General features: G+C 55.4%; 16 protein-coding genes and 1 riboswitch. Of the genes, 3 read left to right on the forward strand and 13 right to left on the reverse strand.

Annotated elements, in window-relative coordinates; translation table 11 throughout:
* The first annotated feature begins 1 nt into the window (after window position 1).
* On the forward strand, window positions 2-1,012 hold the full coding sequence (locus AC13H5_RS07945) for a tyrosine-type recombinase/integrase (RefSeq protein WP_483545577.1): 1,011 nt from the start codon (window positions 2-4) through the stop codon (window positions 1,010-1,012).
* A 63-nt stretch (window positions 1,013-1,075) separates the two neighbouring features.
* Here AC13H5_RS07945 and AC13H5_RS07950 read toward each other — a convergent pair whose 3' ends face one another.
* The 3 genes from AC13H5_RS07950 to AC13H5_RS07960 form a co-directional block, all read right to left on the reverse strand.
* Window positions 1,076-2,212, reverse strand: coding sequence for a hypothetical protein (locus AC13H5_RS07950; RefSeq protein WP_034777636.1), 1,137 nt, complete (start codon window positions 2,210-2,212; stop codon window positions 1,076-1,078).
* The gene (locus tag AC13H5_RS07955) at window positions 2,209-3,420 is read right to left on the reverse strand and encodes a hypothetical protein (RefSeq protein ID WP_215190066.1); all 1,212 of its coding nucleotides are present in this window, start codon (window positions 3,418-3,420) and stop codon (window positions 2,209-2,211) included. Before AC13H5_RS07955 ends, AC13H5_RS07950 begins: the two co-directional genes overlap by 4 nt.
* A 69-nt stretch (window positions 3,421-3,489) precedes the next feature.
* Window positions 3,490-4,662 carry a MalY/PatB family protein gene (locus AC13H5_RS07960; protein ID WP_034777639.1) on the reverse strand — a complete coding sequence of 391 codons (1,173 nt, stop codon included), beginning with the start codon at window positions 4,660-4,662 and terminating at the stop codon, window positions 3,490-3,492.
* A gap of 116 nt (window positions 4,663-4,778) precedes the next feature.
* On the opposite strand from AC13H5_RS07960, the gene AC13H5_RS07965 reads away from it, so the two are divergent.
* A complete protein-coding gene (locus AC13H5_RS07965; RefSeq protein WP_483545578.1) occupies window positions 4,779-5,435 on the forward strand; it encodes a M48 family metallopeptidase in 657 nt (218 codons plus the stop codon).
* A 39-nt stretch (window positions 5,436-5,474) separates the two neighbouring features.
* On the opposite strand, the gene AC13H5_RS07970 is transcribed toward AC13H5_RS07965, so the two are convergent.
* From AC13H5_RS07970 to AC13H5_RS07990, 5 genes are all read right to left on the reverse strand, one after another.
* Window positions 5,475-6,380, reverse strand: a complete 906-nt coding sequence (locus tag AC13H5_RS07970) for a methyl-accepting chemotaxis protein (protein ID WP_034777642.1) — start codon at window positions 6,378-6,380, stop codon at window positions 5,475-5,477.
* A gap of 203 nt (window positions 6,381-6,583) precedes the next feature.
* Complete coding sequence (locus AC13H5_RS07975) at window positions 6,584-6,988, reverse strand: hypothetical protein (RefSeq protein WP_483545579.1); 405 nt, start codon at window positions 6,986-6,988, stop codon at window positions 6,584-6,586.
* Window positions 6,989-7,022: 34 nt separating this feature from the next.
* Entirely contained in the window at window positions 7,023-8,279 is a 1,257-nt protein-coding gene (locus AC13H5_RS07980; protein WP_483545580.1) for a hypothetical protein, read from the reverse strand.
* A gap of 11 nt (window positions 8,280-8,290) precedes the next feature.
* The gene (locus tag AC13H5_RS07985) at window positions 8,291-9,583 is read right to left on the reverse strand and encodes a hypothetical protein (protein ID WP_483545581.1); all 1,293 of its coding nucleotides are present in this window, start codon (window positions 9,581-9,583) and stop codon (window positions 8,291-8,293) included.
* A gap of 106 nt (window positions 9,584-9,689) precedes the next feature.
* Complete coding sequence (locus AC13H5_RS07990; protein ID WP_214753274.1) at window positions 9,690-10,073, reverse strand: DUF302 domain-containing protein; 384 nt, start codon at window positions 10,071-10,073, stop codon at window positions 9,690-9,692.
* A 171-nt stretch (window positions 10,074-10,244) separates the two neighbouring features.
* Between AC13H5_RS07990 and AC13H5_RS07995 the strand changes: the two genes are divergently transcribed.
* Entirely contained in the window at window positions 10,245-10,640 is a 396-nt protein-coding gene (locus AC13H5_RS07995) for a Spx/MgsR family RNA polymerase-binding regulatory protein (protein ID WP_021067479.1), read from the forward strand.
* Between the two features lie 27 nt (window positions 10,641-10,667).
* Here the strand turns inward: AC13H5_RS07995 and AC13H5_RS08000 are convergent, their stop codons facing one another.
* The 5 genes from AC13H5_RS08000 to AC13H5_RS08020 all read right to left on the reverse strand — a co-directional run bounded on the left by AC13H5_RS08000 (window position 10,668) and on the right by AC13H5_RS08020 (window position 15,573).
* Window positions 10,668-11,267 carry a methionine ABC transporter permease gene (locus tag AC13H5_RS08000; protein WP_251130456.1) on the reverse strand — a complete coding sequence of 200 codons (600 nt, stop codon included), beginning with the start codon at window positions 11,265-11,267 and terminating at the stop codon, window positions 10,668-10,670.
* A gap of 34 nt (window positions 11,268-11,301) precedes the next feature.
* A complete protein-coding gene (locus tag AC13H5_RS08005) occupies window positions 11,302-12,336 on the reverse strand; it encodes a methionine ABC transporter ATP-binding protein (protein WP_483545582.1) in 1,035 nt (344 codons plus the stop codon).
* A gap of 9 nt (window positions 12,337-12,345) precedes the next feature.
* Window positions 12,346-13,167: a MetQ/NlpA family ABC transporter substrate-binding protein gene (locus AC13H5_RS08010; protein WP_483545583.1), complete on the reverse strand. Its 822-nt coding sequence runs from the start codon at window positions 13,165-13,167 to the stop codon at window positions 12,346-12,348.
* A gap of 73 nt (window positions 13,168-13,240) precedes the next feature.
* Window positions 13,241-13,344: riboswitch (SAM riboswitch) on the reverse strand.
* 40 nt (window positions 13,345-13,384) lie between these two features.
* On the reverse strand, window positions 13,385-14,401 hold the full coding sequence (locus AC13H5_RS08015) for an iron-containing alcohol dehydrogenase family protein (RefSeq protein ID WP_483545584.1): 1,017 nt from the start codon (window positions 14,399-14,401) through the stop codon (window positions 13,385-13,387).
* Complete coding sequence (locus tag AC13H5_RS08020) at window positions 14,398-15,573, reverse strand: aminotransferase class I/II-fold pyridoxal phosphate-dependent enzyme (RefSeq protein WP_215190057.1); 1,176 nt, start codon at window positions 15,571-15,573, stop codon at window positions 14,398-14,400. Before AC13H5_RS08020 ends, AC13H5_RS08015 begins: the two co-directional genes overlap by 4 nt.
* Between the last annotated feature and the right edge of the window lie 22 nt (window positions 15,574-15,595).

The raw sequence follows: 15,595 nt of genomic DNA on the forward strand, positions 1-15,595 counted from the left end.
TTTGAGTATATTCCGCCAGCTCGGCCAATCACCGACGAAAGTCGACGCGAGACGTTTCAACTTGAGCGGCTATGAACGCATGCCGGGCTTCATCCAACGGTTCTTGAACCACTTGGCCGCCAAACACTACTCGGAGCAGACCGCACAGCGCTATCTGTATGATTTTTTGGATTTCTTCCGCTGGGTCGAGACCGCGAGTGCATCTGAGGTCGACCCGTCATCGGTCGAAATCGAATCGTTCGTCGAGTTCGACCATGCCGGGGCCGAGGCGTACGCGTCGTACCTCGCCCTCGAGCTCGACAACGCACCGAGCGTGATCAACCGCAAACTGTCATCGATGCAGTCGTTGTTCAACCATCTGATCGAGACGGGCATCACGGCGCACAACCCGTTCCAGGCCGTCGAGCGACCGAAGCGCGCTAAGCGCAACCCGGTCTATTTGACCGAACAGGAATGGCTCGACTTCTCGACGCTCGTCCGCAGCAACGTCGGCATGTCCGACCGCGAAGCGAGCTGGTACGAACGCAATCGGGACCGGGACTTCCTGATGATCCAACTACTCGGGTTGACCGGGATGCGTGTCTCTGAACTTGTCGGCCTTGATTGGAACGACATCGACCGAGAGAACGGGACGATCCGTGTCATCGGGAAAGGGAACAAGGAACGCGTCATCCCGATCGCCTCCCCGCTCGAGCCGCTCCTTGACGGATATCGTGGTCAAGGCGCAGGTCCCTTGTTCTGCTCCGAGAAAGGCAAACGGATCTCGGTCCGCACGGTGCAGCACGCGTTGAAAGGGCACATCGACCGTCTGAAGCCATATCTGCCATTTTTGACGCACAAGCAGGTCACGCCGCATAAATTGCGACACACGTTCGCCTCTCGTCTCGCCATGAGCGGGGTCGACGTCTTGACGATCCAACAACTGCTCGGACACGAGTCGGTGGCGACGACGCAAGTATATGCCCATATCGGTGACGAGAAGAAAAAACAAGCGTTAACCGGTTTACGATAACTTATTATGTAAACCAAGATAAAACACCCGAATCTATCAACAGGATAGGTTCGGGTGTTTTTGTCATAACTGTTTTGTCGAGAGGATGACAATCGTCTCATCGAGCACTGTATAGTAAGCATCCTCGAACGTTTGACGTTCGTTCGTCTCGAGGTTGAAGATGCTCACGCCGCCCCCTCCTTCAGCCGATTCATGGATGAAATAGGTCGAAGCGAGTACGCGCTCGAACGGAGCCGTATCGAGGAAGCGGGCACCGGTCGTCGCGTCAATCAGTTCGGTGTGATCTTCCGATTCCTCGACTTTGATAAAAACCGTCGAACTGACATCGTCATACGTGAAGTCGATCGGTTCATAGGCCCCCCAGTCGACGACCGTGACCTCCCGGAGCACGTCCGGTGCCGCCAACTCATAAATCGTCTCCTCATTCGCTGCATCGACGAACGCAGAGAACCGCAGTTTCGCGTCCCGTTCCCCGAGATATTGGACCGTGTCCCCTTCCCCATGGAGCCGAATCAAGTCCTCGAACGGGATCTCCCCTTGTCGGTCCCGGATAGCCTCGACCGCCTCGTCGAGCGAACAGATGAGGATCGCTTCCGAGTGGTCGATCGCATCGTCTGGCGAGACCCGTCCGTCCTCGAGCGCCTCGTAATAGGCGAACTCGTCCAATCGGGCGTTACAGACGATATAAGGGACCCCGTCCAGCTCGGTCGTGAACAGATACAGCTCGCGGAACTTACCGGCATGGCCGACGAGCCGTTCATCACGGATCCGTTCTTGGAACGACGTCTCGGCATCATACAACCATGCCTCGTCCGCATCCCCGAAACTCGTCAAGAACAGGAAGTAACGATCGGCGAGTACCCAATAGAGCGTGCTGTTGCCTCGCTTCTCGAATGTCGCGAGTACAACCTCCTGTCCAGAGTGGTAATCGAAGGCGATCAGTTCCGTTCGGACGACCCCGGTCCGGTCCGGTGTCTCGTTCAAGAAATAGACGCGGTCCTTACTGACGAACAGCTTCGAGATCCCGTAGTCTTCATACACACGACGGCCGACCGGAGTGACGGAACCGTCTTCTTCGTCATAGCGGAAGATCGAGAAACTTGTCTCACCCGACTTTTCGCGGTAATAGACGGACGTCTCGGTGACCGCGATCAAGTCCTCATGGCTGATTGACATGGCACGTGCATCAACGATTCTCATAGCGCACCTCTCTCATAAGAAGATTCGACCGGTTCGACGGTGACGATACCGGGTGGTCGTTTCGGGAATGAAATCCGCAGATGGGCAAATTCGATGACTGACTGGCGAGGGTCGGCCTTCTCAATCCAGCGTATTCGTTGCCGGTTCGCCAAGGCATGACCGATTTTTTCTTCGATTTGGAACTGCGAGATGCCGCGATAGGCGACTTCTTGGATATACGTCGTCTCGTCGGCTTCGAACTGTTGCCAAATGCCCATGACGAGCTGCCCGAGTGCCGAGACGCGTTGTTCCGGTAATCGGACCGTCCGTAACGTCTGTTCGACTTCTTTCAAACATTCGAGCGGATCGTCAGCCACCGCGAACAATCGCTTCGCCGAGTTGTTCATGACCCGATAACGTCGCTTCCCGCTCTCCAGCCGGAGTACTTGCGCGTATGGCTCGACCGGTACCCCGTGAAAGAACGTGTCCACCCCACCCCAAGAAAATCCGAAGGCTGGATCGAACTTTTGGATCGTCTTCATGAAGGCGAGCATGAAATCCTCGACCTCTCGACGCTCGAGCCGTAACCATTCGGCGAGCGCGAGCGTGCCTCGGTCTTTCTGAATCCGGTGCACCGGGAAGAACAAGTCACCCTCCGCCAGACGATGCGGTTTGAGTTCGGTCCCGTCGGCGCGATAGTCCGTCGCCGGACGGCCGCTCCGGCCCGCATAGACAATCCATTCGTCTTCGGTGCTCTCAAACGCGTAGGCTTGGTGCGCCCATGGCGGCGTCACGTATAATGCCGGATACTCTTCATACGTCTCTAGGTGCAGGTAAGAGCGGTCGGTCCACAGTTGTGCGAGCAAGCGGACGATTTCCCCGGTCTCCGAGTCCTTCGGTGCGATATAGTTGCCCGTGTTACCGATGTACGTCAAGACATGGAAGTCATAGGCGTGATACAGATGGCGGACGATGCGCTCGAACACGGCGGCGATCATGCGCTCGAACAGCGGATGGTCCTCGTTCCGGTCGACCGAGGTCGCATCGACGGTGCACATGAGCCATCCCATACGCACGTACAGCCGAATCCGGAGCGGATACGAGATCAACGGGGACGAAGATGCATGAATCTCCGTCAGACCAAGGTTGGCCATGTTCTCGACCTGTAACGTGAATCCGCTACGCCTCAGTTGTTCTTCCATCTTCTTTTTCCAATTGATCGTCTCCATCGCATTCACTCGCTTTCTGTTGCCATGTCAGCTTTGTGGCTCATTGTGAAATTTTTCCCGTTTCTTGATTCATACAAACGCCTTTCCACCGGCGTGTTCTGTCAGACGCTTGAGTGCTTCGTCAAGCACTGGTCGTGCCGTCCCGAAATTGAGCCGTTCGAACGTCGTCCCTGACGCACCGAACGGGAGGCCTGGTGACAAGAACAGACGGACTTGCTCGTGCAGCCACTTCTTCCGCGCTTCCGGTTCAAGACCGAGCCCCGCGAAGTCGATCCAGAGGAGATAACTCGCCTCGGGCATGAACGTCTTCAATTGTGGTAGTTCTTCCTGGAGCCGCTCGACGAGGTACGTCGCCTGCTCCTCGAGTTCGGCCGTCAACTGGTCAAGCCAACGCTCGGCGCGCGAATCCGTGTAGGCGGCAATGATGGCCGTGTTCGCGAACGGTGTCGGTAGGACGTGATGTTTGTTCTGGACTTGGATGATTCGTTTACGCATCGCATCATCCGGACAGATGATGTAAGAAGCGAACAGTCCAGCGATATTAAACGCCTTCGACGGCGCACTCACCGTGATGACCGAGTCATCGAGTCGATTAAGGGCAGTGTGCCGTTGTGACGGGTACGTCAAATCGGCATGGATCTCATCAGCGACGAGGATGACGTCATGGCGACGTGCCAGCTCGACGACTTGCTTCAGCTCGGACTCGGTCCATACCCGTCCAACTGGGTTGTGCGGCGAGCAGAGCAAGAACAGCTTCGCCTTGCGCATCTGTGTCTCGAGCGCATCAAAGTCCATCTCGTAGCGACCATCGACTTGACGAAGCGGGGCGTCGAGCAACTCCCGTTTCAACCCGGTGACCAGTTCATGAAATGGCGGATAGACGGGCGACTGGATGACGACCCCATCCCCTTCCTCCGTCAACGCCTCGACGATATGCGTCAATCCCGGTACGACTCCACTCGAGAACAAGACGTGATTGGCATCGACGTTGAGCCCGTGACGGCGGTCGTACCATGAACTCACGGCCGCTTGCGCCTCTCTAGAGAACAATGTGTATCCGAACTCGCCTGTCGCGGCCCGCGCCGTGAGCGCCTCCGAGATGGACGGGGCCGTGCGGATATCGATGTCCGCCACCCAAAGCGGCAAGACGTCATCTTTCAAATGGAACCAGCGGTCGAGCCCGTCCCATTTCACCGAATCCGTTCCGGTCCGGTCAAGCGATTGATGTAAGATTGATTTCATGTTCATCCCTCCTACTCCTACTGTAACAAAAAACGGACGTCCGAGTCCGCAAAACGATGGCGGATTCGGGGCACGTCGGCTATAATCGACCGAGATACTACAAGGAGGTGAATCTGATGGACGTGACCGTCATCCGCCATAAACGCCGGAAACGGGCGGCTTTCTTCGTAACGCCGGACGGAATCGAGCTGCGGATTCCAGCTAGGCTCCCGGACCGGGTCGTCGAGACGATTTTAACGGAGCATGCCGGCTGGATCGAAGATCGCCTCGCCGCATTGCCTAAGCGTGACATCTTACCAGCCGACAGACTGCTTTTGCACGGGGAGACGTTCCCGCTCGTCAAACGTGATACCGAGACAAGGTTCCATTTCGACGGCGAAAACTTTCACTGTCCCGCTGCATGGGACGAGTCATCGCTTCGGAAAGCGCACGAAGCTTGGCTCCGCGAGCGGGCTCTCGCCTACGTCACGAATCGGGCGCCCCACTATGAACGTCAGCTCGGTGTGAAGGCGAGCCGAATCCGCATCGGCCACCAAAAGACGCGCTGGGGGTCATGCAGTTCGACCGGGACGATCTCGATCAACGTCCGGCTCATGCTCGCCCCGCGGGACGTCATGGACTATGTCATCGCCCACGAATGGACCCATCTCGTTCATTTCGACCACTCGAAAGCGTTCTGGTCGAAGCTTGCGTCAGTGTATCCAGACGTCGCCGGCGCGATGGCCTGGTTGAAACAGCATGGCCATACGCTGCAAATCAAAAAAACCAATTGAACGTGTCCCTTTTCAGGAGGCATGTCCGATTGGTTTTTTTTAGATGGCGGAGGTGAATCGCTCGGCTGTCCCGTTCAGCGATTCGGCCGACTGTTCGATATGCTCGAACCGCTCGAGTGTCTGTTCCATGATGCGCACACTCTCTTGAATGTCTGCACTGGAGCGGGATACACCGTCGACGATCGAGACGAGCTCCTTGTTCATCCCATCCGTGTTCGAGCGCACTTCGATGACGGCGCGTTCGACGAGACGTGACAGGTTCCGCACCTCGGTCGCGACGACGTTGAAGCCGAGACCGTGCTCACCTGCCCGTGCGGCCTCGATGGCGGCGTTGAGCGACAACAGGTTCGTCTGGGCGGCAATCTCTTTGATCGTACTGGCGATTTTCGTGATCTCGCCCGCCTGCTCTTGCAAGTTTGCGAGCGTCTTCAAGTTCTGATTCGAGTCCGCATCAAGGCGTTCGATCGTCTGTTTCAACTGTTGACTCTCTTCCATGCCGCGTTGGGCCCGGGTGTCGAGGTTTTCTGCCATGTCACGGAATGAGCGCGCGTATTCTTCAATCGTCTGTTGGCGACTCGTGATGTCGGAGGCGATTTTGACGACGCCGACGACTTCGTCCTGTTCATAGATCGGCATATAGGTGGCCTCGAGCCAAATTGAATCACCGCGGGCGTCGATGCGCTCAATCTTGTCGGCCGAACTGAAACCGTCGAACAGCTTGTTCCAAAACGCTTGATAATCCGGGCTGCTGACGAAACTTGGCGTGCAGAACAAGTGATGGTGCATCCCGATCATTTCGTCACGTTTATATTTCATTGCCTTGGCGAAGAGGTCGTTCACATCGACGACGCGTCGTTGACGGTCGAATCGGATCATCGCCACGTTGGCCTCGAGGGCACGGAGCACGTCAGGGGATGAGAGGCTAGCGGTCTTTGTCAGTTCCATTCCGATTATTCCTACCTTCTTTTCTCGATTTCCTTTAGTGCTTTATTCCTGGAATGTAGCGGAATTCTAGTGTACCTTGTGTGAAAAGTCCTGAATAGCGTCGGTTTTTGAAATTGAGTCAATATCTTGAATTTGAAGTGTTTTCCAGTTGGTTCATTGCTAAGTCCATGAACAAAGGACCCGTGCCATGCACGAGCCCTTGATCATTCTGATTTATCGAAGATGGCTTGGAACAGCGTGACCTGTTCGGCGGTGAGTTCGCCCCGGCTGTCCTTCGGTTCGATACCGCCGATCATCCGCTCATCGAACCAGATTCCGAAGTCGAGCGAACGTTCGGGCGCATCGTCCGGCGTGAACACGAACGTCGCTTTTACATCCGGGTCACGATTGATTGGGACGGGGTGGTCTTCCCATTTGATTTCTTCGGTCGTTCGGTCAAGCTCGGCATTCGTCTCAGCGTCGGTAATGGTGCGTGTCGGCCCGTAGTCCCCATCAGTATGTATCGTTTGGTACTCGATACGAGACGGATCCACGTCTTCCTCGCTACTGGCACAACCTCCAAGCAACAGTCCCGCGCAGATGACATATCCAGCTAACATGCGTTTCAACAGCGCATCCCTCCCTGATTCACGTCCAATCTGTTCATTCGAACGCTTGCGGGTACAGTTCTTGGAACGTCTCCGCCCCGACGCTCGACAGTTTGAACACTTCACCGGTCTTCACGTCTTTCACATAGACATCGACTTTTTTCGACCGTTGCTGGTAGCTGACCTCGAACTGTTGCCCAAGATTTCCACGCAATAGCGTCAAATACTTATAATCTTCCGTTTCACCGCTCTTCGTCGACGGGCGCGCGGTCTCGATGGCTTCGACCAATCGATCATACGCCTCGCCACTCACGCTGACGGCGTCCGGATAAGGGAGCGGGACTTCACGGTGGTACGGATACTTATGGAGGTAAGCAATCGAAACCTTCTCTAACTCGGTAGAATCACTGAGCAACGGGATCGGTTTGAACCGCATCCACAAGGTCTTCGTCACCATCTGTCCGTCCACCTCGACCGTAATATCGTAAAGCGGAATTTGTTTCGACGGTTCCATCGTTCCACCTTCGAATACCCGACGGAAGGTCAGACTGTCTGCCCCATTGAGCAGGTCGGTATCTTGAAGAATGGATGAAGAGTAGCGAGCCCCGTCCCCGCCATAGGACATGAGCAGATGAGGCAGGTTCGTCTCCGTATCCCGCCCTAGTGCGATGAACACATCAAACTGTCTGAGGTTCGGCGAAAAGTCGAAGGATGGGTTAAAGAAGCCCCATTCTCCAATCCCAATCTCGACCGTGCCGTTAAATCCGGGGGACATCCTCATGAGCGTGACCGGATACGGCTCGATATCTTGTCCATTCTCGTAGAAGGCGTCCGGCTCATGTAGCGAGGCCCGCTCGTTCTCCGTCGCGACATGGACGTTCGGAAGGAACGAGACTTCAGTGCCAACTTCGTCTTTTAAGAAAGACGGCCGTGCCTCGAGCTCGACGGCTTGGTACCCTGGGATCCCATCCATTTGATGCGACCTACAGAGCGCATAGACCGCATCTCCCTCGACATACGTCACTTCGTCGAAGGCGTATCCGTCATAGTCGTCATTCATAAACGGGGCGCGGGTCGCGTAGGCCATCCCGAGTATGGAAAACGTCTCTCCAGCTAGTTCGGTCAATCGTTCCTCATCTTCACATTGGTTCAAGATTGTTTCGGCATCCACTACAGGCTCTTGACTGTTCATCGTGACCCGTTCGGCCTGCCAGTGTTCCTCGATATGGCCATAGCGGACGACGTCCACGTCTTCCGAACAACCCGCCGTCATCAACAAGAGCGACATTGCCGCCAACGTTCGTTTCTTCATGTTCAACCCACTCATTTCGTCTTCAAATCAGGGAAGTAAGACAAGAACGTCTCTGCCCCTTCGCTCGTCAGTTTATACGTCTCCTTGGTCGATCGGTCCGTCACGTAAATATCTAGCTTCTTCGAGCGCTGTTTATATGTCACCTCGAACTCTTGTCCCTTGAGTCCGTCGACGATTGTGAGATAAGGATAGTTCCCTTGATCACCCGTGCGCTTCGTCGGCTCAGCCGAGGCGATTGCTTGAATGAGGTCATCCATCTCGTTACCGGCCGCACGCAGCACGGTCGGATACGTCAATATCGATTCGCTGTTGAACCGTTTCTCGTGTAGGTAAATCAGTGGCCCTGACACAACCGGCATATACTGCTCGTCCGGATTGTCTTTAAGCGCCTTTTGTTCAGAAATCGTCAACAGTTCAGAGGCACGATATGTAATGGTCGCGATTTCGGTCACCGCTTTCCCGTCACGGGTATAATTGAACTCATACAATGGATAGGATTTGTCGGGTAATAGTTCCGAACGAAGTGGCAGTCGTTTGACTGTCAACTCTTCATACGACTGTTCTCCTTTTACCGGGTCGATAATTTCATCTAGCGGACTCATTGTGAAATAGAGGTCCGCGAGCATCAATAAAACATAGGGTTTCTTTTCATCGGGATGATATCCGATTGCGATTTTTACCTCATCTATGTGTGCCATCATCGGGTCGAACATAAGCACTGGGAAAGCGAGTTGTCGATCTCCAATGGTCAATTCCACCTCGCCGTGGAAGGCCGGTATGAACGTGACGATGGTATCAGGAAAAGGTTCGACAGCATTATTCGGCTCCAATAATCCATCCGTATCGAGGAATTCTGCTTGAGTAGTTTCGTCGGCAGGTTCGATGAAAGGGTTTCGTTGAATTCGCTTCCCGTTCTGTGTATCAACGAATGGGGGGAATGACTCAATGACCTCGGCTTGAAAGCGTTCCGAGAGCATATCGCGACAAAGTGCATAATGCTCATCGCCTTTGATGTACGTCACCGATTTATATGCATATTCATCTCCCGTATCGGTCATCTGATGGCGATTCGCGATGACCGTATCGTAAACCGTCAAGTCTCCCTTCAATTCAGTCGTCAATTCCCCGGTACAGGCCTGTAACGTCTCATCGACCGATTCGAGGGCTTCCGGTTGCTCTAAGGAATACTTGTTAACGGTCCAATGCGCATCGACATACGACAAGTTCACGACGTCTGGCTTTTCCCCACCGCAACTGGCCAATAAGCCCATGGATAATACGAGTGCACTGGCTAACTTTTTCAAATCATCCGCCCCTTAAAATCTATTTGTACCAATTTTACCATTATATGACTTTAAGGAGGAACAGGAAAAAACCCGTCCACTCTCATGGACGGGTTCGCTCATTCAATTATACGGCTTGATCAATCGCACGCGTCAGTCGCGTCTCGACGTCGTGGGCGATCGATTGAAGCGACTCATCCTCAATCAGCTCGATCAGTTTCGTCGGCTTCGGCATCCCGACATGGGTCGACCCATCTTTCGTGAAGACAGCGAGCTTACAAGGCAGGAAATAGCCGCCTTCCCGATGTGTCGTGATGACTTTCTTCGCTTCTTTCGGATTACATACTTCAAGGATGCGATAGTCCCCGTCGATCGCTTGGCCTTTCTCTTCGAGCGTCTCGCTCAAATCAAAGTCCCAGAGCACTCCGAACTCTTCTTCCTTGAGCGTCGCTTTCAGCTTCTCGACGACCGCTTCGACCGTCTGGTCCGTCTTGACCGTGTAATCAAACATGTAAATCCCTCCTCGGTTATGGTCTCTTTCGTCATGTACCCGAACTGACTGACGACAAATCGTCCGATGGCGATAAAAAGTATATGTGATTTGAAACATATTTCGCGTTCGAAACGTATGAATGAGAGAAAATAGAGAAGTCCATACTTACGTAAAGGAGAAGTGGTTGCCGTGACGGTCACCGTATTCACACATACAAGCTGCAGTTCTTCCCGTAAGACGATTGATTGGTTACGCGAACAGAACATCCCATTCATCGAGAAAAAATTGACCGATCAAGGGATGTCGTTCACCGAGTTCAAAGACATGCTCCGCCTCACCGAGAACGGGACGACCGACCTGTTGTCCGTCCAAAAGAGCGTGTACAAACAAGCGGCGGACCAACTTGACGAGATGTCGCTCCGTGAGCTGTACAGCTTTGTGGCGTCGCACCCCCAAATCTTGAAGAGTCCGATCGTCGTCGACGACAATCGGATTCAAATCGGGTTCAGCGAGAAAGAGATTCGTACGTTCATCCCGCGCCATGACCGAATCGCCGAATTGAAACGATTGCTCGACAACAAGTAAGAGCCCTGCCGAAGCAGAGCTCTTTTCTTATGCCTTCTTGAGTCGGGCCGCCAAGCGGTTACCGAACGATTGAATGGATTGGACGAGCAGGATCAAGACGAAGATGGTCACGTACATGACCTCCGGTTCGAACCGGAGATGCCCGTATTGGTAAGCGATATCGCCGAGTCCGCCGGCCCCGACGAGTCCTGCCATCGCGGTCGCCCCGATCAAACCGATTGTCGCGATCGTCAAACCGAGCACGATTGAAGAGCGGGCCTCCCGGATCAACACGTACCAGATGATTTTACGGGTCGAGATGCCCATCGCCTCATACGCCTCGACGACCCCACGGTCGACCTCGAGTAGCGCCGACTCCATGAGCCGGGCGATATACGGGGCCGTGAACACGATGAGCGGCAACAGGACGCCTTGGACGCCAATCGTCGTGCCCATGATAAAACGGGTGAACGGGAGGATGAAGAATAAGAGAATGATGAACGGGATGGAACGGACGACGTTGATGACACTTGATAACGCCCCGTAGAAATAACGATTGGCGAGCCGGCCGTTCGGTCGCGTCAAGACGAGAAGCGTCCCGAGCGGCAGTCCAATCAACGTCGAGATGACGAGCGCGATGCCGGTCATCGTGAGCGTCTGGATCGTCCCCGTCCAAATCAAGTCACCCCAATTTTCCCAAAACTGAAGCACGGTTCGTCACCTCCTTCACTTTCACACCGCTCGCCTCTAAGAAGCGGACGGCTTGGTCGGTCTGGGCCTCATCCCCGTCCAAATGGACGAGTAGATTGCCGACGAGACCGCCTTTTAGCTTTTTGATGCCGCCCCCGATGATATTCGGGAGCAAGCCGAACCGTTTCGTCAACTGGGCGAGCACGGCCTGTTCACTCTGATGACCGATGAACGACAAGTTGACGAGCATCCCGTGCGTGCTCAACTCTTCGACGACCTCTTTCGGGACATCGAGGTTCGTCTTCAAGAACTTGCGTGTCGTCGCATGCTGCGGGTCCGAGAACACGTCGAGCACGTCCCCTTCCTCGATGATTCGGCCGGCCTCGATGACCGCGACCCGGTCACAGATGCGCTCGATGACTTCCATCTCGTGCGTGATCAAAAAGATCGTCAGTCCGAGCTCGCGGTTGATGTCGAGCAAGAGGTCGAGGATCGACTCGGTCGTCTCCGGGTCGAGCGCGCTCGTCGCCTCGTCGCTGAGCAGGATATCCGGCTCGTGCGCGAGGGCCCGGGCGATGGCGACACGTTGCTTCTGTCCGCCCGAGAGTTGCTCGGGATAATGTTTTCGATGGTCCGTCAAGCCGACGATGTCGAGGTATTTGTCGACGCGAGCGCGGATCGTTGCCTTGTCGAGACCCTCAAGCCGGAGCGGGATGGCGACGTTATCTTCGACGGTCGCCGTCTTGAGCAGGTTGTAGTGTTGGAAGATCATTCCGATTCGATGGCGGAGTTTTGAGAGCCCACGTTTGTCGAGCTTCGTGATGTCCTGTCCTTCGATCTCGACCTGGCCCGAGGTCGGGCGTTCGAGCAGGTTGATCATGCGGATGAGCGTGCTCTTGCCGGCCCCGCTTCGACCGATGATGCCGAAGATCTCGCCTTTCTCGATCGTGAGCGAGACGTCGTCGAGTGCGGTGACAGCACCTTTGTTCACCGTGAACGTCTTCGTGATTCCTTTTAGTGCGATCATAGGCCCTCCTTAAAACGCCGGGACGATTGAGCCGTTGAACGTCTCTTCGATGAACGTCCGGACCTCGTCCGAGTGATAGTACGATTTGAGTGTCTCGACGACTTCGTCATCCTTGTTATCGGTGCGGACGACGACGTAGTTCGGATACGGGTTGTCGACCGTGTCTTCGTGGAACAAGGCGTCCTCATTGATCGACAGGCCGGCACCCATCGCGAAGTTCGTGTTGATGGCCGCGAGTGCGACTTCCGGGAGCTGGGTCGGGAGCTGAGACGCCTCGAGCTCGATGAATTCGAGGTTGAGCGGGTTTTCAGCGATGTCGCGTTTCGTCGCCTTGTCCGTCAAGCCTTCCTTCAGCGTGATGAGGCCCGCTGTCTCATAGAGACGGAGTGCGCGCAGCTCGTTCGCCGGGTCGTTCGGGACGGCGACCTTGTCGCCTTCTTTCAAGTCCTCAATGTCGGTCAACTTTTCCGAGTAAAGACCCATTGGGAACGCGACGGTCTTGAACACATCGTCGATCTTATAGCCTTTGTCGGACTTTTGCAGTTCAAGGAATGAGAGCGTCTGATAACTGTTCACGTCGAGACTGCCCTCGGCGAGCGCCGTGTTCGGGGTGTTATAGTCGTTGAACACTTTGATGTCGAGCTCGTGGCCGTCCTCGGCCGCGAGTTCTTTCACTTTTTCGGCGATTTGTTGGTGTGGACCGCCCGTGACGCCGATCGTGAGCGACTCCGTGCTGAGCGATTCGCTCGCGTCCGATTGACCGCACGCCGAGAGTACGATGGCGGCGAGTAGTGAAGTTCCTGCGAGTGCTGTTTTCTGTTTGATGTTCATCTGTTTTTCCTCCTCCAAAATGAAAGCCCGCTACTCATGAAGAGTGGCGGGCACGACAAGACAAAGTCGGACACGCTCATCTCCCAGACGTTCCGTCTGTTGGAATTAGCACCATGATCATAATGATCTGGTTGCCGGGTTTCATAGGGCCAGTCCCTCCACCACTCTTGATAAGCAATCGGTCTATTTAATTGTTATCATCTTACTTTCAATTCTTTTATTTGTAAATAGAAAATTGCAAATTTTCAAATATTATTTTCAGAAAGTCTTTATCGAGCGGCTTTGGCAACTGTTGCAGCTCGGTCTCCGTCATGACGGAGTCGACCAATACCGGGATGTCGCTCGACCCGACCCCGAGCGTCTCGAGCGTCGTCGGGGCACCGAACTCGCTTAGCCAAGCCTCCAAATACGGGGTATCGGCCGAGCACCGCAACCGCTCTTGGACGATCAAGCCGAAGCCGACCTTGTCCCCGTGTAAGAAACGGTGCGTCGACTCGAAGCGACTAAGAGCGTTATGGACCGCATGGCCCACGGCGACCCGTGTCCCGGCGTCACCAAATCCTCCGACGGCACCTCCGATGGCGAGCACGTGATCGACAGCGAAGCGGACGTCGTCACTATACGACTCAAAAGTGTGCTCGCTCAAATCAAGTTCGACGAGACGCCCGCACTGCTCGGCCAAGACGAGCCCGGTGTTGACGCCCGCGTCGACCGAGCTGTCACCGCTCAAGTAACGGGCCTCGTAAAACTTCGCGACCGTGTCGATGACACCGGCTCGGAAGTATTCATATGGAGAGCGCGAGATGACCCGCGAGTCAACGATGACCCGTTCGATGACGACGCGGAACATGTCGTAGCGGTCGTAGCTCCCGTCCTCCCGATAGACGACGCTGAGAGGCGTGAACGCCGCACAGTTCGAGGCGAGTGTCGGGACGATGATGAGCGGCACGTTCTGTTGATAGGCGACGAGTTTGGCCGTGTCGACGAGCTTCCCGCCCCCGATGGCGATGAGGACATCGACGTCTTCAAAAATCAGCCGTTCGACTTCCTTGTCCGTACACTCCCCACGGAACGTCGTGGCCGGATAGTCCGTGATGGATGGATGAACGACCCGCACGACTTCGTACCCGTTCTGACCGCGCAGGACGTGGGCACGTCGGCCGTCGACTAACTCATCAAGACGGTCGAGCGCGTCATCGGCGTGGTCATATTCAAGGACGGCCTGACGAATCATGCCCGCACCTCCTCATAGGCGGCAAACAACCGCTCGATTCGTTCGACGGCCTCATCGATTTTCGGCTCGGGTGAGACGAGTCCGAAGCGGACGTATCCGTTCCCTTCTGAACCGAAGAAATAGCCCGGTGTGACGGCGACTCCTGCCTCGTACAATAACTTACGCGAGAACGATTTGGCATCGCCCTCGGGCACTTTCGCCCAGACGAAGAACGAACCCTCCGGCGGCTCGACGGCCCACCCGGCCCGGTTCAACCCATCGATCAGGCGATCGCGTCGCGCCTCATAGAGTCGGGCCAAATCGTCCCGGATAGAGCGTGGGGCCTCGAGCGCGGCGACAGCCGCCGCCTGGATGGCCGAGAACACGCTGACGTGGACGTGATCCTGGTACGTATTGATCGCCTCGATGATGTCTGCGTTCCCGATGGCAAAGGCGACGCGCCAACCGGACATGTTGAACGCCTTCGACATCGTATATACCTCGATGCCGACGTCTTTCGCCCCCTCTGCCTGCAGAAAGCTCGGCGGGACATGTCCATCAAACCCGATGCTGCCATACGCGAAGTCATGGACGACCATCAAGTCCCGCTCCTGGGCGAACCGAACGGTGTCATCAAAGAAGGCTGGTGTGGCCACGGCCCCCGTTGGATTGCTCGGATAGTTCAAATACATGAGTTTCGCCCCTTCCGTATCGAGCGTCTCATAGTCAGGGAGGAAACCGTGCTCCTCGCGTAAGATGAGATCACGGACGACGGCACCGGCGAGTCGTGCCCCGGAGATGTAGTCGGGATAGCCCGGGTTCGGCAGCAAGATGCCGTCCCCTGGCTCGAGCACACATTGCGGCAACGTGATGAGTCCGGACTTGGAACCGATGAGGATCGCGACTTCCGTCTCGGGATCGACTTCGACGCCGTACTCATTCAAGTAAAACGTCGCCACCGCTTGTTTCAGACGGGCCTGACCGCGGAACGGACCGTATTGATGGGTCGAGGCATCAAGAAGCGCCGTCTGAAGCGCGTCGCAGATCGGGGCGGGCGTCGGCAAATCCGGCGTCCCTTGACCGAGTCGGATGATATCGCGACCGGCCTGTTCAAGTGCTGCGACTTCATCGGCGAGTCCGACAAAATGTTGGGGTGGTAAAGTTTTAAGTAAGTGTGAGCGTCTATCTGTCATGAATAGTCCTCCTATGCAAAAA

Source organism: Exiguobacterium sp. FD-YE-25-4, assembly GCF_057004685.1.